This window comes from Methylosinus sp. DMC45, assembly GCF_056313885.1.
This window is the reverse complement of the sequence record NZ_JBQUZK010000003.1, coordinates 292024-309435: the sequence shown is the minus strand read 5'-3', so window position 1 is coordinate 309435 and position 17412 is coordinate 292024. Positions and strand designations below refer to the sequence as shown.

General features: G+C 66.9%; 15 protein-coding genes. 9 read left to right on the top strand and 6 right to left on the bottom strand.

All coding sequences use genetic code 11. From position 1 onward, the window contains the following. Positions 1-66: 66 nt before the first annotated feature. Positions 67-507: an Hsp20 family protein gene (locus ACT53T_RS01615; RefSeq protein ID WP_026191558.1), complete on the bottom strand. Its 441-nt coding sequence runs from the start codon at positions 505-507 to the stop codon at positions 67-69. Positions 508-732: 225 nt separating this feature from the next. On the opposite strand from ACT53T_RS01615, the gene rpmF reads away from it, so the two are divergent. Beyond that, complete coding sequence (rpmF, locus tag ACT53T_RS01610; protein WP_024878183.1) at positions 733-921, top strand: 50S ribosomal protein L32; 189 nt, start codon at positions 733-735, stop codon at positions 919-921. Between the two features lie 78 nt (positions 922-999). Here the strand turns inward: rpmF and ACT53T_RS01605 are convergent, their stop codons facing one another. Both ACT53T_RS01605 and ACT53T_RS01600 read right to left on the bottom strand, forming a co-directional pair. Beyond that, positions 1000-1794, bottom strand: coding sequence for an SDR family NAD(P)-dependent oxidoreductase (locus tag ACT53T_RS01605; protein WP_476159662.1), 795 nt, complete (start codon positions 1792-1794; stop codon positions 1000-1002). Positions 1795-1797: 3 nt separating this feature from the next. Further along, entirely contained in the window at positions 1798-2295 is a 498-nt protein-coding gene (locus ACT53T_RS01600; RefSeq protein ID WP_018267271.1) for a tellurite resistance TerB family protein, read from the bottom strand. Positions 2296-2643: 348 nt separating this feature from the next. On the opposite strand from ACT53T_RS01600, the gene ACT53T_RS01595 reads away from it, so the two are divergent. After that, positions 2644-3978 (top strand): DEAD/DEAH box helicase, encoded by a 1335-nt coding sequence (locus tag ACT53T_RS01595; protein WP_476159661.1) that lies wholly within the window; start codon positions 2644-2646, stop codon positions 3976-3978. Between the two features lie 222 nt (positions 3979-4200). After that, on the top strand, positions 4201-5691 hold the full coding sequence (locus ACT53T_RS01590) for a glycerol-3-phosphate dehydrogenase (protein WP_476159660.1): 1491 nt from the start codon (positions 4201-4203) through the stop codon (positions 5689-5691). Here the strand turns inward: ACT53T_RS01590 and ACT53T_RS01585 are convergent. Next, positions 5672-6373 (bottom strand): class I SAM-dependent methyltransferase, encoded by a 702-nt coding sequence (locus tag ACT53T_RS01585; protein WP_476159659.1) that lies wholly within the window; start codon positions 6371-6373, stop codon positions 5672-5674. The two genes, ACT53T_RS01590 and ACT53T_RS01585, sit on opposite strands and share 20 nt — an antisense overlap. An 88-nt stretch (positions 6374-6461) precedes the next feature. On the opposite strand from ACT53T_RS01585, the gene glpK reads away from it, so the two are divergent. Continuing rightward, positions 6462-7943, top strand: coding sequence for a glycerol kinase GlpK (gene glpK / locus ACT53T_RS01580; RefSeq protein WP_476159657.1), 1482 nt, complete (start codon positions 6462-6464; stop codon positions 7941-7943). Between the two features lie 13 nt (positions 7944-7956). On the opposite strand, the gene ACT53T_RS01575 is transcribed toward glpK, so the two are convergent. Next, on the bottom strand, positions 7957-9660 hold the full coding sequence (locus tag ACT53T_RS01575; protein WP_476159656.1) for a hypothetical protein: 1704 nt from the start codon (positions 9658-9660) through the stop codon (positions 7957-7959). Between the two features lie 791 nt (positions 9661-10451). On the opposite strand from ACT53T_RS01575, the gene ACT53T_RS01570 reads away from it, so the two are divergent. From ACT53T_RS01570 to ACT53T_RS01550, 5 genes are all read left to right on the top strand, one after another. Beyond that, positions 10452-11153, top strand: coding sequence for a response regulator transcription factor (locus ACT53T_RS01570; RefSeq protein ID WP_018267279.1), 702 nt, complete (start codon positions 10452-10454; stop codon positions 11151-11153). A 6-nt stretch (positions 11154-11159) separates the two neighbouring features. Next, positions 11160-12992, top strand: a complete 1833-nt coding sequence (locus tag ACT53T_RS01565; RefSeq protein ID WP_476159655.1) for a stimulus-sensing domain-containing protein — start codon at positions 11160-11162, stop codon at positions 12990-12992. Further along, positions 12989-13477 (top strand): HPr kinase/phosphorylase, encoded by a 489-nt coding sequence (locus tag ACT53T_RS01560; RefSeq protein ID WP_476159654.1) that lies wholly within the window; start codon positions 12989-12991, stop codon positions 13475-13477. Before ACT53T_RS01565 ends, ACT53T_RS01560 begins: the two co-directional genes overlap by 4 nt. 184 nt (positions 13478-13661) lie before the next feature. Then, on the top strand, positions 13662-14063 hold the full coding sequence (locus ACT53T_RS01555) for a PTS sugar transporter subunit IIA (RefSeq protein ID WP_036293661.1): 402 nt from the start codon (positions 13662-13664) through the stop codon (positions 14061-14063). After that, positions 14060-14368 carry an HPr family phosphocarrier protein gene (locus ACT53T_RS01550; RefSeq protein WP_476159653.1) on the top strand — a complete coding sequence of 103 codons (309 nt, stop codon included), beginning with the start codon at positions 14060-14062 and terminating at the stop codon, positions 14366-14368. Before ACT53T_RS01555 ends, ACT53T_RS01550 begins: the two co-directional genes overlap by 4 nt. Before the next feature lie 19 nt (positions 14369-14387). On the opposite strand, the gene ACT53T_RS01545 is transcribed toward ACT53T_RS01550, so the two are convergent. Continuing rightward, a complete protein-coding gene (locus ACT53T_RS01545; RefSeq protein WP_476159651.1) occupies positions 14388-17237 on the bottom strand; it encodes an AMP-binding protein in 2850 nt (949 codons plus the stop codon). Between the last annotated feature and the right edge of the window lie 175 nt (positions 17238-17412).

The window sequence follows — 17412 nt, the reverse complement described above, 5'->3', positions numbered from 1 at the left end:
AATTCCCCCGAGGTCCCCCTCGAAACGACCTGCGAAAACGAAGGGGGCGCCTCGCGGCGCCCCTTTTCATTTGGCCGGCTCCTCCGGCGTCGCTATGTCGATCTTGCGGATGACGCGCTCCGGCTCCGGCCGCACCAAATCGATGGACAAGAGCCCGTTGACGAGATCGGCGCCCAGCACCTGCATCCCCTCGGCCAGCAGAAAGGCGCGCTGGAACTGCCGCGCGGCGATGCCGCGATGCAGGAACTGCCGCTCGCGATCGTCCACCTGCTTGCCGCGAATGACGAGCTGGCTCTCCTCGAGCGAAATCTCCAGCTGATCGCGCGTGAAGCCGGCGACCGCCAGCGTCAGCCGCAGCCGATCGGGACAAGAATCGGCGCCCGGCAGCCTCTCGATATTATAGGGCGGATAACCATCGGAGCCCGAGCGTGTGACGCGATCCAGCGCGCGTTCAATCTCGTCGAACCCCAGGAGAAAGGGGGAATTCAGCGTCGGCAGTCGTGCCATTACGAAGCCCTCGCGGCGCTTCTCGTGCGAAAAATCTGCGAGGCCCGGCGGCGGCGCCTCGAGGCCGTATATGGAGCCGAAGCTCGACACGATCAAGCGGGGCGGCGGAGCTGAACGTCGCCCTTCAGAGTCCGGTCCAGGCTAGCCATGCGCGCGGATTTGTTGTATGCGGCCCGCACGAGTTTTCACCCCGCCCCCGATGCGGGGAGTTGGAGATCGAGACAAATGGCCGTTCCGAAGCGAAAAACCTCCCCGATGAAGCGCGGGTTCCGCCGCTCCGCCGACGCGATCAAGGCGCCGACCTATGTCGAGGACAAGGATTCGGGCGAGCTGCGCCGTCCGCATCACATCGACCTCAAGACCGGCATTTATCGCGGCCGGCAGGTGCTGAAGGTCAAGGCTCAGGAAGCCTGATCCATTCAGCCGCGCGAATTTGCGAGCCCGACGCGCGAAAGCGCCGTCGGGCTCGCGGCGTTTCAGCGATGACGATCTTCAGCGCGCCTGCTGCGCCTTGGCGAGCAGCGGCAGCAGAATCGCGCGCGGCGCCACGCGGCCCGCCGCAACGAAGAATTTGTTCACCAGCCCCGGCACGACCACGCGCCGGCCGGAGAACAGCGCCTCATAGCCCTGCCGTGCGACCTCTTCGGCCGGCAATAGCGCGGGCTTCACCGCTTTCATCTCGCCCTTGTAGTCGAAGCCGGCGCGCTCCTGAAAGCCGGTCTGCACCGGACCGGGGCAGAGCGCGGTGACGCGCACGCCATGCGGCTTCAGCTCCTCCGCCAAGGCTTCGCTGAAGGAGCGGACATAGGCTTTGCTGGCGTAATAGACGGCGAAGCCCGGCCCCGGCATGAAGGAGGCCACGGAGGCGACATTCAAAATGCCGCCGCGCGTCTCTATGACCGAGGGCAGAAAGCGCAGGGTCAGCGCCGTCAACGCGCGTATATTGAGATCGACGATCGCCAATTGCTCGGCGGCGTCCAGCTCGGCCACCCGGCCGACGAGGCCGAAGCCGGCGTTATTGACCAGAATCTCGGGCTTGCGCCCGGCTGCGCTCAAAATTTCGGCCAAGCTCTCGCAGGCGCCCGTCGCGCAGAGGTCGAGATCGACGACCAGCGGCCGCTCTGGCGCGCCGGCGGCCTCGATCTCGCCGGCCAGCGCCTCCAGCCGCTCGCGGCGGCGGGCGACGAGAGTGACATGACGCCCCTTGCGGGCGAAGAGCTTGGCCAGCTCCAGGCCAATGCCGTCCGAGGCCCCAGTGACGATGGTTGTGGTCGCGGCGTCGCTCATCTCTCAGCCTCCCCAGGGGCCGGGCGTAACCGGCTTGTCCGCGTCCTTCGCCGCAATGTCTTTCGCTTCTTGACGAAGCGCGACGCGATCGCGCGTCGAGACGCCGAGCAGCTCGGCGACGCGCCAAATCACATTTTCCTCGAACTCATGGACCTCGCCATCGGCATAGGCCATTTCCCACAACATGCCGATGACGACGCGGCGGCCGTCCTCGTCGAGCTTGCGCTTCAGCACCTGGGTGAAACGATAGAGATCGACGGCCTCGCGCTCGCTCTCCGCCGCGGCCTCGATCAGCGCGCGGGCGGCGGCGTGGTCGAGGCCGAAGCGCGTCTCGACGATCTTTTGCAGCAGCGCCCGCTCGCCGGCGTCGAACTCGCCGTCTATCGAGGCGAGATGCACCAGAAGCGCGACCGCGGCGAGCCGATAATCGGACGCTTCCAGCGGCCGTGGCCGCGCCGGCGCGGCGACCTCATCGAGAAAAGCGCGGAGGGCTTCGAGCATGATCGCGGCCTTCGAGGGTTCGGAATATCCTTGCGTTCTATATGGCGGCGAACGCGCGAAGCATAGTCCACGGCCATGCCTGCCGCGCGCGGCCAAAGCGCCACAATGACGCAAACTGCACAATTGCCGATTGACAGAGCCTTGAATTCTCTTTACCTACGTTCTTGCTGCAATGCAGCGTGACTCGTTCCGGCCGCGTGGATCGCTTCCCACAGGGGATCGGAGCCGTAGAGCGGGTCCTCATCACGATGACGGCCCGATACGCGGGGCAGGTCTCCCATCCATCGCTGCATGGCCTCGCACGGGAGACGTTCTCGCGCGCATGCGGCCTATTTCGAAAGTTACGCAGTGACCAATTTCGCAGATCTCGGCTTCGCCGAGGTCATTCTGCGCGCGCTCGCGCAGGAAGATTATGTGACGCCCACGCCGATTCAGGCTCAGGCGATCCCCGCGCTTCTCCAAGGCCGCGACCTGCTCGGCATCGCGCAGACCGGCACCGGCAAGACCGCCGCCTTCGCTCTGCCGATCCTGCAACGGCTGCTCGAGGACCGCCGCCGCCCCGCCCCCAACACCACGCGCGTTCTGGTGCTGGCCCCGACGCGCGAGCTGGCCGCGCAGATCGCCGACAGCTTCCGCGCCTATGCGCAATTCGCCCGCATCAGCATCGGCGTCATCGTCGGCGGCGTGGCCCATGGCCCGCAGATCCGCATGCTCGCCGGCGGGCTCGACGTTCTCGTCGCGACGCCCGGCCGCCTGCTCGACCATGTCTCCTCCAATCATCTGCGGCTCGAGTCGACGCGGACGATCGTGCTGGACGAGGCCGATCATATGCTCGACCTCGGCTTCATCGTCCCCATTCGCAAGATCGTCTCGCGCCTGCCCAAGGACCGGCAGAATCTCTTCTTTTCGGCCACCATGCCGAAGGAGATCGCCTCGCTCGCCGACGACATGCTGCGCGACCCCATCACCGTGAAGGTGACGCCGGCGGCGACGACGGCCGAGCGCGTGGACCAGCGGGTGATTATGGTGGACGGCGCGGCCAAGCGCGACGTTCTGCTGGAGCTCTTCGCCGATCGGAACTTCTCGCGCGCCATCGTCTTCACGCGCACCAAGCGCGGGGCCGATCGCGTGGCGCAGCATCTCGACGCGAATGGCGTCGGCGCCTCGGCGATCCACGGCAATAAGAGCCAGAATCAGCGCCAGCGCGCGCTGGAGGATTTCCGCTCCGGCCGCACCCGCGCGCTGGTGGCCACGGATATCGCCGCCCGCGGCATCGATATCGACGGGGTCTCCCATGTCGTGAATTTCGAGCTGCCGGAGACGCCTGAGGCTTATGTCCACCGCATCGGCCGCACCGCCCGCGCCGGCGCGACGGGCGCCGCCGTCTCGCTGTGCGACAATAGCGAGCGCTCGCTGCTCAAGCAGATCGAGCGCGTGACGCGCCAGACGCTGCCGATCACCGACCGCCGCAGCGCGCCGGGCTCCGCGGCCGCCGATAGCGACGCCCCGCGCCGTCCGCACGAGCATCGCCGCACGCATCAGGAGCCGGGCCGCGCCGCGCGCCATCCGGGCAAGCCCGCCGAGCATGGGCGTCCGCCGCAACAGCAGCAGCGCCGCCGCGCCAAGCCGGCCGCCGCCCGCCGGCCGGACCATTCCGCGCCGCGCTCGCGCGCTTCAGAGTAAGCGCTTCCACGGCCGAATGGGGAGGGGGCCGCACAGGCCCCTCCCTCACCCTCCCCCGCTTCGCGGGAGAGGGGGACGGCAAGCGTTTCGCGAAACCTCGATGACGCGCCGAATCTGCTCCCTCTCCCGCGCAGCGGGGGAGGGTTGGGGAGGGGGCGCTGGCAAATCTTTCAGCTCTCCGCTGTACTCTCCTCGCGAGAAAAATCGCGGGGGGAGCCGGCCATGGTCTTCGATCTCCTTATCGTCGGCGGCGGCGTCAATGGCTGCGCCATAGCGCGCGACGCCGCCGGGCGCGGGCTGAGCGTCCTTCTGCTCGAGCAAAAGGACCTCGCCGCGGCGACCTCCTCCGCCTCCACCAAGCTGGTCCATGGCGGGCTGCGCTATCTCGAGCAATATGAGTTCCGCCTCGTTCACGAGGCCTTGGCCGAGCGCGAGCTGCTGCTCGCCGCTGCGCCGCATATCATCCACCCGCTGCAATTCATCCTGCCGCATGAGAGCGCGATCCGCCCCGCCTGGCTCGTGCGGCTGGGCCTGCTGCTCTACGATCATCTGGCGCGGCGAAAGCGCATCCCCGGCTCCTCGACGGTCGCGCTCGCCGGCGCGAGATTCGGCGCGCCGCTGACCGCCGATCATCGCCTCGGCTTCTCCTATTACGATTGCCGCGTCGATGATTCGCGCCTCGTCGCGCTGGAAGCGCTGGACGCTTTCGAGCGCGGCGCGCAAATTCGCGTCGGCGCGCGGCTCGTCGGCGCACGGCGGGACGGCGCGCAATGGATCGCCAGCGTCGCCGGCGCCGATGGGCGGCTCGAGGAGGTCCGCGCTCGCGCGCTCGTCAACGCCTCCGGGCCTTTCGTCTCAGAGACGCTGGAGCATCGTCTCGGCCTCAGCTCGCGCAAGCATGTGCGGCTGGTGAAAGGCTCGCATATCGTCACGCGCAAGCTCTATGAGGGCGCGCAGGCCTATATGCTGCAGCGGCCGGACAAGCGCATCATCTTCGCCATTCCCTTCGAGGAGGATTTCACCCTCGTCGGCACCACCGACATTCCTTTTCCCGCAGCGCCGGGGCCGGTGGCGATCAGCGAGGAGGAGACGGATTATCTCATCGCGGCGGTGAATCATTTCTTCGAGAAGAAGATCGCGCGCGACGATGTCGTCTGGAGCTATTCGGGCCTGCGTCCGCTCTATGACGATGGCGCTCTCGAGGCCTCCGTCGTCACGCGCGATTACGCTTTCGATCTCGACGCGCGGGCGGAAGAGGCGCCCGCTCTGTCGATTTTCGGCGGCAAGATCACCACGGCGCGCCGCCTCGCCGAACATGCGCTGGAGACGCTCGCGCCCTTCTTTCCACAAATGCGCGCGGCCTGGACGGCGAGCGCCGTGCTGCCCGGCGGCGACATAGGCGCGGCCGCCTTCGACGCCTTTGTCGCGGAGCTGGAACGCGCCAAGCCGTTTCTGGAGCCCCGCCTCGCGCGCCGGCTCGCCGGCGCCTATGGGACGCGGGCCTGGCGCTTTCTGGAGCCGGCGAAATCTCTCGCCGATCTCGGCGAGGATATCGGCTGCGGCCTCACCGAGGCCGAGCTCGATTATCTCCGCGCGCAGGAATGGGCGCGCACGGCCGAGGATGTGCTGTGGCGACGCTCTAAGCTCGGCCTGCGTTTCGACGCCGCGCAGACGGAGAGGCTGACGCGCGCGCTCACCCCGCGCGGGGCGTGAAGCGCGCCACCTTGTGCCAGCGAAAGGCGGCGATCGGCGCCGCCTCGAGTCCCGCCGCGCGCGCCTGCGCCTGCAGGATAGAGAAGCTCTCCGGCATATCGTTCTCGACGAGATGCGCGCAGGTCGTCTCGCGCTCCTCGAGCGTCAGCTCGCTCCAGTCGCGGCGCAGCCATTCCACATAATGGGCGTGATAGAGGGGCAGCGTCTCGTCCTCCTCGCGCATCACATCGGTCATCAGCAGCAGCCCGCGCTCCGAAAGACGCGCGGCGGCGCGGCGGAAGAACTCGGCCTTCTGCTCGGTGGAAAGATGATGCACGGCGAAGCTCGTATGAATGACGTCGAAGCGCTCCTCGCCGGCGCCGATCGCGGCGAGCAGATCCTCGCGGCGCAGCTCCGCCGGGCAGGCGAGAACCTTCAAATTCTCGGCGGCGAGGCCGAGCGCGGTCTCGGAGAGATCGACGCCGACATAGCGATTGGGACGGAGCCGCGCGAGCCGCGGCGCGAAGACAGAGGCGTCGCCGCAGCCGAGGTCGAGAATGGAAAAGCCCTCGTCGCCGAAGGCGGCGCGCAGCGTCTCCTCGACGCGCTCGCCGATCTCGCGATGGAACATGTAATTCGTGTCGACGATCTTGCGATAGGTGCGCCAGGCGGCGAAGAATGCGTCGGTCGGCTGGTTCGTCATTTCGGACCCGTTCCTCGAGTTTTCGCTCTCATAACATTTAGCGCATCTCGTGTCTCGGCGACACGAACGAACAGAAGCGGAGACGGTCATGACCAGATATGTCGGCGCGATCGACCAGGGCACGACGAGCTCGCGCTTCATCCTCTTCGATCATGAGGGCGAGGTCGTCGCACTCGACCAGCGCGAGCATGCGCAAATCTATCCACGCCCCGGCTGGGTGGAGCATGACGCGGCCGAAATCTGGCGCAACACGCAGAGCGTCATCGCGGGGGCTTTGAACAAGGCTGGGCTGACGGCAGCCGATCTCGCCTGCGTCGGCCTCACCAATCAGCGCGAGACGACTCTGCTGTGGGATCGCCGCACGGGCGCGCCGCTGCACAACGCCATCGTGTGGATGGACACGCGCACCGACGCGCTGGTCGCGCGCTTTTCCGCGCAGGGCGGCAAGGATCGCTTGCGCGCGAAGACCGGTCTGCCGCTCTCCACCTATTTCTCCAGCCTGAAGCTCATCTGGCTCTTCGAGAACATTCCCGGCGCGCGCGAGAAAGCGCAGGCCGGCGAAGCGTTGTTCGGCACGATGGATTCCTGGATCGCCTGGAATCTGACCGGGCGCCATTTCACCGACGCCACCAACGCCGCGCGCACGCAGCTGATGAATCTCGAGACGCTGCAATGGGACGATGAGCTGCTCGCGCTCTTCGACATTCCGCGCGCCTGCCTGCCGCAGATTCTCTCCTCGAGCGAAGTCTATGGCGCCTGCCGCGCACCGCTCCAAGGCGCCCTGCTTTCCGGCGCGCTCGGCGATCAGCATGCGGCGCTGATCGGCCAGGCCTGCTTTGCGCCGGGCGACGCGAAAAACACCTATGGCACAGGATGTTTTCTGCTGATGAACATAGGCGAGACGCCGCGGCTCTCCACCAAGGGACTGCTCACCACGCTCGCCTATAAGCTCGGCGAGGAGAAGCCCGTCTATGCGCTCGAGGGCTCTGTCGCCATCGCCGGCGCGCTGGTGCAATGGCTGCGCGACAATCTCGGAATTATCGCGAAGAGCGCGGATATAGAAGCGCTGGCGGCGAGCGTTCCCGACAATGGCGACGTCTATTTCACGCCCGCATTCTCCGGCCTCTATGCGCCCTATTGGCGCGAGAGCGCGCGCGGGATCATCGCCGGCCTCACGCGCTTCTCGACGAAAGCGCATATCGCACGCGCCGCGCTGGAGGCTGTGGCGTTTCAGACGCGCGACGTCGTCGCGGCGATGGCGGAAGATTCCGGCGTCGCGCTGGAGGAGCTGCGCGTCGACGGCGGCATGGCGGTGAATGCGCTGCTGATGCAGTTTCAGGCCGATATTCTCGGCGCTCCCGTCGTGCGGCCGCGCTGCATAGAGACGACGGCGCTCGGCGCCTCCTATGCCGCAGGACTGGCCAGCGGCTTTTGGAAGGATAAGCGCGAGATCGCCACGCATTGGCGCGCCGAGAAGCAATGGAGCCCGATAATGTCGAAGGAAGAGCGCGAGCGCCGCATCGCCAAATGGGCGAAGGCGGTGACGCGCTCCTTCGATTGGACGGACTGACGCGCGGCATTTTTCAGAACTTGGCGATCACGGGAATGGGCGGCGCCTTCCCCTCGAAGGGATAGTAGCGGAAGCTAATGAAGACCATGCTGTCTCGCGCCTGCGGCGCACCGCCGACGCCGGAAAAGCCGTCCTTGATCGTATAGGAATATTGCACGCCGCCGCGCACCTTGCCGAACTGCCCTTCGTACAAAGTGTGCCAGAAACCGCCGGTGACCTGCCGAATGTCTTTGATGATTCCGGCGCAGGCCAGCGCTCCGCCCAATGGAACATTGGCCGCCGTGCCGCCGGAGAGGAAGGCCGTCGTGGTCAGCGCGTCATTCTCTATGTTGCATCCCAGATTGTTGAAATAGGGATTGGCGAAGCCGCCGAAAATGACATTGCCCGGAATGGCGACATATTGCGGATTGCGCCGCGTGAACTCGCCGCCGGCATAGGCGTATATGTCGAGATCGGGCCGCGGATGCAGCACGCCGCCGATGAGAATCATGCGCTCGTTGATCGGCAACGGGCCGCCGTCGACGGCCGACCATGTCGCGTCCGCGAGCTGCCCGGCGCCATAGCGGCCGATTCCATGGCCGATGGCGCCGGAGACTTGGAAGTCGAGGAGACCGGGGAGAACCGGCGCGAATAGGCCGGCGCCGAAGCCGCCGCCCCAGGCGTTGCGATTGCCCCAATAGGCGCGCGTGGTGAAATTGCGCGCCAGGCCGAAGCCCTCCATATGCACGGTCCGATCGCCGAGATCGGCGTCCCATGCGGCTTTGCCGATGAGATCGGGCGCGCGATTGAGCGAATAGCTGTTCACAATGTTGAACAGGCCGCCGCCCGCCGCTTGTCCGAACAATATCGGATTTTGCAGCGGCAGAGCGGTCGTGCCGAAAAAGCCCGGCGGCAGCGCGCCATAGCCGGTGAAAGTGGTGGCGGCGCCCTCGGCGGCGAATGCGAGCCAGAATTCCTTGTTGAAATCCACGGTGAGGCGCATGCCGGGCTGCCGCGCCCAGACATAGCCGGGGACATATTGCGCATCGATGGTGAGCGGCTGAATCGTCGTGTCCGGCTTTATGCCGACCTTGTTCAGCGTCACCAGCGACCACGCCTGCCCGGCCATGAAATGCGCGCCGAACGAATCCCAATCGATATTCGTGTACATCTGCCGCAGGCGCAGATTGTAGGAATTGCTCTCGTTGGAATTGGCGGTTTGCGCCGCGCCGAGAAAATCGGTTTCGACATAGCCGGCAATCTTGGTGAAAGGATCGATATCGCCCTTCACCAGCATGGACAGACGGCTCTGTCGCGCGCTGAAGCGGAACTCGCTCGAATGTCCCGTCGCGAAGAAATTATAGGGAATATTCTGAAACGGCGTGTTGACGTCGGCGCCGACCCAGCGGCTGCGCCAGACGCTTTCGAGCGCGATGAAGCCGCCGGGCGTGATCGTGATTCCCCGAAAGCGAAAATTGTCCGGCCCCTTCTTTTCCGCCTCCTCCTTTTTTTCCTTCTCTTTCTGCTTCTCCTCCTTCTCCTTTTTCTTATCGGCCTGCGCGGTCTTTTGCGACTTGTCCAATCGCGCCTCGAGCTTGTGCAAGCGCTCCGTGAGCGCGCGAACCTCCGCGCGCAATTCCTCTTCATTCGCGCTCGACGATGTCGTCGAGACGAGGAGAAGCGTGATCGCGATTGAGCCGCGCAGCAGCTCTGCACGATGAGAATGAAAAGGATTCATTGCGCCGGTCCCCTGGACGGCGCCGCGCCGATGAGAAAGGCGCGCCCGCGCGCGTCGCCGAGCGAGCGCGCGAGGGGCGGCCGAAACGCTGTGCGGCGCGACGCCGATCACTGTCGAAAACGAAGAGGTGATGAAATCGCACGCGACGCGCGACACGAATGCGCGCGGCCATGCCGGCGCGGCGCCGATTCGCTCGGCGTCGGGACGCTACGCGCAGGCTATGACGAATCGACGACCGAGGGAATGCTCGCCTCGCGCCGCTCTCCGACGATCACATGCGCGGAAAGCGGATGCGAGCTCTAGCCGCGCAGCGCCAATCGAAAGCGTCCGCGAATCACGGCGCCGTCGATGCGCGAGCGTCGCTTTTGGCGCGGGCCGCGCGCATGCGGGAGCGCGAGCGCCGCGCGCTGCGCCGGCACGGCTGCGGACGCGCCGGCAACATCTTGCTTTTTATCGAAATTTTCGACGCTTTGCGGAAGCCTTGCGAGCGAAGGCTTCGCCGCCTGTTTCCGCGGCGATTCGCCCCTATGACAGCAATAGGTGATTTGTGTCGCGATTATGTATATAAGGCGACACGAAACCGATTGTCGGCCCTGTTTCGGCCGACGTCATGCGAATGGCCGAGGCCAGCCACATTTCGGCCGCCAACGCCTTGGAACGTGGCGCCCGAACGGCGATGTTCCAAAGCGGCGAGGCGAGCCGCCGAGACGACGAGTCGCGCGGGCGCAAAAATCGAGGCCCCCGAAGCGAACATCGAGCCCGATATCGGACGTAAACAGTAAAGGTTGAAGATGCCGACAATCGCTCTCGTCGACGACGACCGCAATATTCTCACTTCCGTCTCGATCGCGCTGGAAGGCGAGGGCTACCGCGTTCAAACCTACACCGACGGCGCCGCCGCGCTCGATGGCTTGCGCGCCAATCCGCCGGACCTCGCCATTTTCGACATAAAGATGCCGCGCATGGACGGAATGGAGCTGCTGCGCCGTCTGCGGCAGAAATCCGACCTTCCGGTGATCTTCCTCACCTCCAAGGACGAGGAGATCGACGAATTGTTCGGCCTCAAGATGGGCGCCGACGATTTCATTCACAAGCCGTTCTCGCAGCGCCTGCTGGTGGAGCGCGTGAAGGCCATTCTGCGCCGCGCCAATCCCAAGGAAGCCGCCGCGCAGAAGGAATCGGAAGCCAAGGTGCTGGAGCGCGGCGCGCTGGTCATGGACCCGGAGCGCCATACCTGCACCTGGAGGGGCGATCCCGTCGTGCTCACGGTGACGGAATTTCTCATCCTGCAGGCGCTGGCGCAGCGCCCCGGCGTGGTGAAGAGCCGCAATGCGCTGATGGACGCCGCCTATGACGATCAGGTCTATGTCGACGATCGCACCATAGACAGCCACATCAAGCGGCTGCGCAAGAAGTTCAAGGTCGTCGACAATGAGTTCGAGATGATCGAGACGCTCTATGGCGTCGGCTATCGCTTCAAGGAAGCCCCATAACGGCTCATGACAGTCACGACCGACAATGAACATGGCGTCGCCGAGACGCAGGCGCGGCAAAAGCGAATCGGCCGCGCCGCGTCGGTTCGCTTCGCGCGGCTCACGCGCGCGATTCAGTCGCGCCTGTCGTCCTCGCTCACACGCCGCATCGTCGTGCTCAATCTTGGCGGCCTCGTGGCGCTGCTCGGCGGTTTTCTCTATCTCAACCAATTTCGCGAAGGCCTGATCGACGCGCGCGTGCAGAGCCTGCAGACGCAGGGCGAGATCATCGCCGCGGCGATCGCCGCCTCCGCGACCGTCGATACGGACGCCATCACCATCGATCCCGAGAAGCTGCTGCGGCTCGCGCCCGGCGAGAGCTACAGCCTCGCGGAGGGCAGCCAGCCGTCGATGGAGTTCTCGCTCAATCCCGAGCGCATCGGCCCGCTGCTGCGCCGTCTCGTCTCGCCGACGCGCACGCGCGCGCGCATCTATGATCGCGACGGCTATCTGCTGCTCGATTCGCGCTCCGTCACCGGACGCTCCAATATTCTGCGCTTCGAGCTCGGGCCGCCGGGCGGCGCGAGCGAATCGTCCAGCTATCTCGAGCAGGGCGTGAATGCGCTGCGCCGCTGGACGCGCCGGCCGGAGCTGCCGCTCTATGAGGATATCGGCGCCGGCAATGGCAAAGCCTATCCCGAAGTGGCCGCCGCGCTCACCGGCGGCGCGCTCTCCGTGGTGCGGGCCAACGCCAAGGGCGAGACCATCATTTCCGTCGCCGTGCCGGTGCAGCGCTTCCGCTCCGTGCGCGGCGCGCTGCTTCTCTCCACGCTCGGCGGCGACATCGACGCCATTCTGGCGCAGGAGCGCTGGGGCATCATCCGCATCTTCCTGGTCTCGGCCGGCGTGATGCTGCTGCTGTCGCTGCTCTTCGCCGGCACCATTGCCGAGCCCATGCGCCGCCTCGCCGAGGCGGCCGAGCGCGTGCGCCGCGGCGTCAAATCACGGCAGGAGATTCCCGATTTCTCGCAGCGTCAGGACGAGATCGGCCATCTCTCCGGCGCGCTGCGCGACATGACGCGCGCGCTCTACAATCGCATAGAGGCGATCGAGCATTTCGCCGCCGATGTCGCGCATGAGCTGAAGAATCCGCTCACCTCTCTGCGCAGCGCGGTGGAGACTCTGCCCATCGTCAAGGACGAGAATGCGCGCTCGCGCCTGCTGACCATCATCAAGCACGACGTCGGACGGCTCGACCGTCTCATCAGCGATATTTCCGACGCCTCGCGTCTCGACGCCGAGCTCGCCCGCGCCGACATGGACATTGTCGATGTCGCCGGCGTGCTGAAGACCGTCGTCGGCATGGCGCATGACCTCGATCGCGGCGACGGCGTCACTGTCACGCTCGACATTCAGCCCGCCGATCCGCGGCGGCGCTGGCGCATCCTCGGCCATGATTCGCGCCTCGCGCAAGTGTTCGACAATCTCATCGGCAACGCCCGCTCCTTCTCGGCGGAGGGCGGCGATGTGCGCGTCTATCTGCGGCCGGAGCAGGCGATGGGGCCGGGCGGCCAGCCGATCGACGGCTATGAGATCATCGTCGACGACGACGGGCCGGGCATTCCCGCCCATGCCTTCGAGCGCATTTTCGAGCGCTTCTACACGGATCGGCCGGAGCAGGGCTTCGGCCAGAATTCCGGGCTCGGCCTCTCCATCTCGCGCCAGATCGTCGAGGCGCACAATGGCCGCATCCGCGCGATGAACCGCACGCGGGCGGAGCCGGAGGGAACCGACGAGATCGCGCCGGAGGATGTGGTGCTGGGCGCGCGCTTCGTGCTCTGGCTGCCGGCGGCGAAATGACCGGCGCGCCTCGCCAGACCGAGCCGGCCGAGGAGCAGATCATGATTCACGCCAACGCCCTGCTCATCGGCCCGGCCGGCGCGCTGCTGCGCGGGCCGTCCGGCGCGGGCAAAAGCGGGCTCTGCCTCGAGCTGATCCATTTCGCGCAGGGGCGCGGGCTGTTCGCGCGGCTTATCGGCGATGATCGGGTCGCGCTCGTCCGCCGTCACGGCCGCCTGCTGGCGCGCCCGCACCCGACCATAGCCGGAGCGATAGAGGAGCGCGGCCGAGGCGTTCTGCCGGCCGAATTCGAGCCTGCGGGGGTGCTCCGCTGTCTCATCGATCTATGTGGAGAAAGAGACGAGCCGCCGCCCCGCTACCCGCCGGAGGAGGACGCGGAGGCCGATCTGTGCGGCGTGAGGCTGCCGCGGCTCGCCGCGGACGCCCGCGAGGCCGGCGCGGCGCGGAAGATTTTCTCGTTTATTCATCAGTTTGTAGCATTTTAACGAGGACCGGAGGTTTTCGCTTGCCAATTTCGCCGCAACGCACAAAATGGCGCCCGAAACGCTGCGAACGTCGGGGCGACATTCGCGTTAGTAAATTGGTGAGCCGCAATGCGGTCTGCTTCGGTTCTCCGGTTTCGACGATCTCGTTCTCCTGCGAGACGGTCTTCATGAGCGGTAGCTGCGAATGATCGGAATGGTCCTGGTGACCCATGGCCACCTCGCCACGGAGTTTCGCGCGGCCCTCGAGCATGTCGTCGGCCCGCAGAAGCAGCTCGTGTCGATCTCGATCGGCCCCGAGGACGATATGGAGCGTCGGCGCCGGGACATTATCGACGCCATCGCCGAGGCGGACAGCGGCGACGGCGTCGTCGTGCTGACCGACATGTTCGGCGGCACCCCCTCCAATCTGGCGATTTCCGTGATGAATGGCGGCAAGGTGGAGGTGCTGGCGGGCATCAACCTGCCCATGCTCATCAAGCTGGCCTCGGTGCGCGAATCGGCTCCGCTCGAGCAGGCAGTGTTGCAAGCCCAGGACGCCGGGCGCAAATATGTCTATATCGCCAGCCGAGTCCTCAACGCCAAATGACCGACCAATCCGTTTCCGCCGCCGCCGATGACGGCCGCATCGTCCGCGATCTCACCATCGTCAACCGCAAGGGCCTGCACGCGCGGGCGACGGCCAAATTCGTCCAATGCTGCGAGGCCTATGAGGCCGAGATCACCGTCTCCAAATGCGGGGACACGGTCGGCGGCAGCTCCATCATGGGCATATTGACGCTGGGCGCGGCGCAAGGCTCCACCATCACCGTGACCGCCGCCGGCCCGCAGGCCTCGCAGGCGATAGAGGCGCTGGCGGCGCTGGTCGGCAACCGCTTCGGCGAGGACGAGTAGGGCGCGCAGGCCCCCTCCGCTACGCTTCTCCCCGCTTCGGCTTGGACAATTCGCTCAAATCCGGCTCCCCGCAGCGCGCGAGAATGGCGGCGCGGACATGGTCGCGCAGCCGCAGCGCGCAGAGGAAATCGCTCCCGCCCGCCCGTATCGGCGGCAGAATGGCGAGCGACAGCGCGGAGCGGCGCGGGAACCATTGCTCGCCCCGCAACATGCCGCGGGTTCCGCGCAAGACGCCGGGGTAGACCGGCAGCTCCGCCTCCGCGGCGATCTTGAACGCGCCGAGATAGAAGCCGCAGAGCCCGGCGCGGCGCGTGAAGGTTCCCTCCGGGAAGAACACGAGATTGCGTCCCTCCCGCGCCGCAGACGCGAGCTTCTCCGCATCGGCCACGCTCGCCGCAATGTCGAAGCGCTCGACGAAAAGCGCCCCGAGCCGGCGCAGGAACGGCCCGGCGAACATCTGCCCGGCCAGCTCCTTCTTGGCGACGAAGGCCGGCTCGCCCGGCAGGCTCGCGGCGAGCAGCATGACGTCGACATAGCTCGAATGGTTGAAGGCGAGCACCGCGCCGCCCGTCGGCAGACGCTCCAGCCCCTCCGTCGTGACCTTCGCGCCAATGGCGCCGAGCATTGTCCCGGCGATCTTGCGGACGGCGGGCCAGCGCGAGCGGCGGGGCAGGATCATCACCGCCCACCAGGCGGCGAAATAGCCGGCGCAGACGATGAGCCACCACCAGAAGGCATAGGCGAGCTCGCCCGCCCGCCGCGCCGCCCCACGCAGCGCAGGCCATAGGCCGAGCAGCGCCAGCCGGCCGATCTGCAGCCAGACCGGGCCGCGCGGCTCGCCGAGCCGACCCTCCTCGAACAGCGCCTTGGCGGCGCTGCGGCGAATCTTGCCGCTCGAGGTTTTGGGGGTCGAGCGCGGCGGCAGGAAGCGGACTTCGTCCGCCGGCGCGCCGCAGACGGCGGCGACCGCCGCCTGAACCTTGGTCTCCAGCGCGCCCAGCGCTTCGGGCACGGTCTCATAGGTCTCGGCGACGACGATCAGCCGTTCCGTGCCGGTCTCCATGTCGGCCGCGCCGAAAGCGGCGACGCAGCCCTTGCGAATGCCGGGCAGCGCGGCGACGGCCTCCTCTATCTCCTGCGGATAGAGATGCCGCCCAGCGCGAATCACAATGTCCTTGACCCGCCCGGTCACATAGATCTCGCCGCCGGCCATATAGGCGCGATCGCCGCTGTCGAGCCAGCCGCCCCGAATCAGCGCCCTGGTCTTCTCCTCATTGCGGAAATAGCCCGTCGTGGCCGAGGGGCCGCGAAACTCCAGCCGCCCCTCGCGGCGCTCGGAAAGCTCGCGGCCGGCGGCGTCGACGATGCGAATCTCATGACCCGGCAGCGGCGCCCCGCAGCCGACGATCTCCAGCGCGCCCGCGCCCTCCCCCGCCGGCTCGGCGCGGCCGTCGGTCGCCAGCGCCTCGCGAAAGATGCGGTCGACGGCCGGCGCGCGGCCGGGCGGCGGAAAGGCGAGGCCGACCGCATTTTCCGCGAGCCCATAGACCGGCGCCATGGCCTCCGCCCGAAAGCCGTATCTGGCGAATTTTTCGGCGAATCGCCGGATCGTGCGCGGGGAAATGGGCTCGGCGCCATTGGCGACCATGCGCAGCGAGGAGAGATCGAGCCCCTCGATCTGCGCCGGATCGATCTTGTCGAGGCATAGCTCGAAGGCGAAATTGGGCGCGGCGCTCAACGTGCCGCGATGGCGGTCGATCGCCTCCAGCCAGCTCGCCGGCCGCGAGAGGAAGGTCAGCGGCGACATGACATAGAGCGGCGCGCCGAAATGCAGGCAGCCGAGCCAGGCGCCGATGAGCCCCATATCGTGATAGAGCGGCAGCCAGCTCACGAAGCTGTCGGCCGAGCTGGCGCCGATGGCGAGGCCCATGGCGCGCACATTGGCGAGAAGATTGGCGTGGCTCAGCACGACGCCTTTGGGATCGCCCGTGCTGCCGGACGTATATTGCAGCATGGCGGTCGCGCCCGCCTCGCGCGTCGGCGGCAGCGGCGCGCCATTGGCGCCGCTGGTGAGATCGGCGACGCAGACGATGGCCTCGAGGCTCTCCACGCGCCCGCGGGCGAGGCCGGCGAGGCGCAGACCCTCCGGCGTGGTGACGAGCAGCCGCACCCCCGCATTGCGCAAAATGCCGATCTGCCGGGTGAGATGCTCCTCGATCTGCGCCATGCGCATGGGCGGATAGATCGGCACGGGAATGGCGCCGGCGTAGAGCGCGCCGAAAAAGCCGACGAAGAAATCGAGGCCCGTCGGCAGCATCAGCGCGATGCGGTCGCCCGGCGCGACGTCGCGGGCGACGAACCCCTCGGCCGCGCGCCGCGCCTCATCGGCGAGCCGCCAATAGGTGAGCGCGCCGCCGGGCGTCGCGGCGTCGCGCAGAAAGGTGAGATGCAGCCGCTCGGGATTTTGCGCGGCGTGCCAGTCCAGCGCCTCGGTCAGCGTCCTCGCCTCGAAGGCGGCGCGAATATGCGGCAGCGCCTCGGCCGGCGAAGGCTCGGCGAAGGCGGGCGGCTCGGCGCCGGGGGCCTTCTCGAGCGCCGTCAGCAGATCGCCGACCGTATCGGCGCGGCCCAGCTCCTCGAGCGGCAGAGGGGCGTGGAAGGCGCGCTCCAGCCGCATGTTCAATTCGGCGCGCGCCAGACTGTCGACGCCGAGATCCTGCTCGAGCCGGCTGGACAGCGAAATCTCCGTCGGCGCGCCGCGCCGCGGATGCATCTCGCGGGCGAGCGAGTCGACGACGGCGAAAACCTCCCGTCGCGCCGCCTCCTGCGTGGCGCGCCGACGTCCCGGATAGTTGGAGACCGCATGCATTGGGAGCCCCTCACTCGCTGACGAGGCAGATAGAGCGAGGTCGGCGGCATTCGACTCTTTTCTGTAACCCGCCATCGACATGGGGCGCCGATAATCGCTGCGCTTGCGCCGAGATCAGCCTCGCGCAAGCCGGACGCCGGAAACTGGATGCGCGTCCGACGCGCCATGGATGGTC

Bases quoted from the DNA above. Each gene is read 5' to 3' on its own strand.
- ACT53T_RS01615 (WP_026191558.1), bottom strand. From the start codon at position 507: ATGGCACGACTGCCGACGCTGAATTCCCCCTTTCTCCTGGGGTTCGAC.
- rpmF (WP_024878183.1), top strand. From the start codon at position 733: ATGGCCGTTCCGAAGCGAAAAACCTCCCCGATGAAGCGCGGGTTCCGC.
- ACT53T_RS01605 (WP_476159662.1), bottom strand. From the start codon at position 1,794: ATGAGCGACGCCGCGACCACAACCATCGTCACTGGGGCCTCGGACGGC.
- ACT53T_RS01600 (WP_018267271.1), bottom strand. From the start codon at position 2,295: ATGCTCGAAGCCCTCCGCGCTTTTCTCGATGAGGTCGCCGCGCCGGCG.
- ACT53T_RS01590 (WP_476159660.1), top strand. From the start codon at position 4,201: ATGGTCTTCGATCTCCTTATCGTCGGCGGCGGCGTCAATGGCTGCGCC.
- ACT53T_RS01585 (WP_476159659.1), bottom strand. From the start codon at position 6,373: ATGACGAACCAGCCGACCGACGCATTCTTCGCCGCCTGGCGCACCTAT.
- glpK (WP_476159657.1), top strand. From the start codon at position 6,462: ATGACCAGATATGTCGGCGCGATCGACCAGGGCACGACGAGCTCGCGC.
- ACT53T_RS01575 (WP_476159656.1), bottom strand. From the start codon at position 9,660: ATGAATCCTTTTCATTCTCATCGTGCAGAGCTGCTGCGCGGCTCAATC.
- ACT53T_RS01570 (WP_018267279.1), top strand. From the start codon at position 10,452: ATGCCGACAATCGCTCTCGTCGACGACGACCGCAATATTCTCACTTCC.
- ACT53T_RS01565 (WP_476159655.1), top strand. From the start codon at position 11,160: ATGACAGTCACGACCGACAATGAACATGGCGTCGCCGAGACGCAGGCG.
- ACT53T_RS01560 (WP_476159654.1), top strand. From the start codon at position 12,989: ATGACCGGCGCGCCTCGCCAGACCGAGCCGGCCGAGGAGCAGATCATG.
- ACT53T_RS01555 (WP_036293661.1), top strand. From the start codon at position 13,662: ATGATCGGAATGGTCCTGGTGACCCATGGCCACCTCGCCACGGAGTTT.
- ACT53T_RS01550 (WP_476159653.1), top strand. From the start codon at position 14,060: ATGACCGACCAATCCGTTTCCGCCGCCGCCGATGACGGCCGCATCGTC.
- ACT53T_RS01545 (WP_476159651.1), bottom strand. From the start codon at position 17,237: ATGCATGCGGTCTCCAACTATCCGGGACGTCGGCGCGCCACGCAGGAG.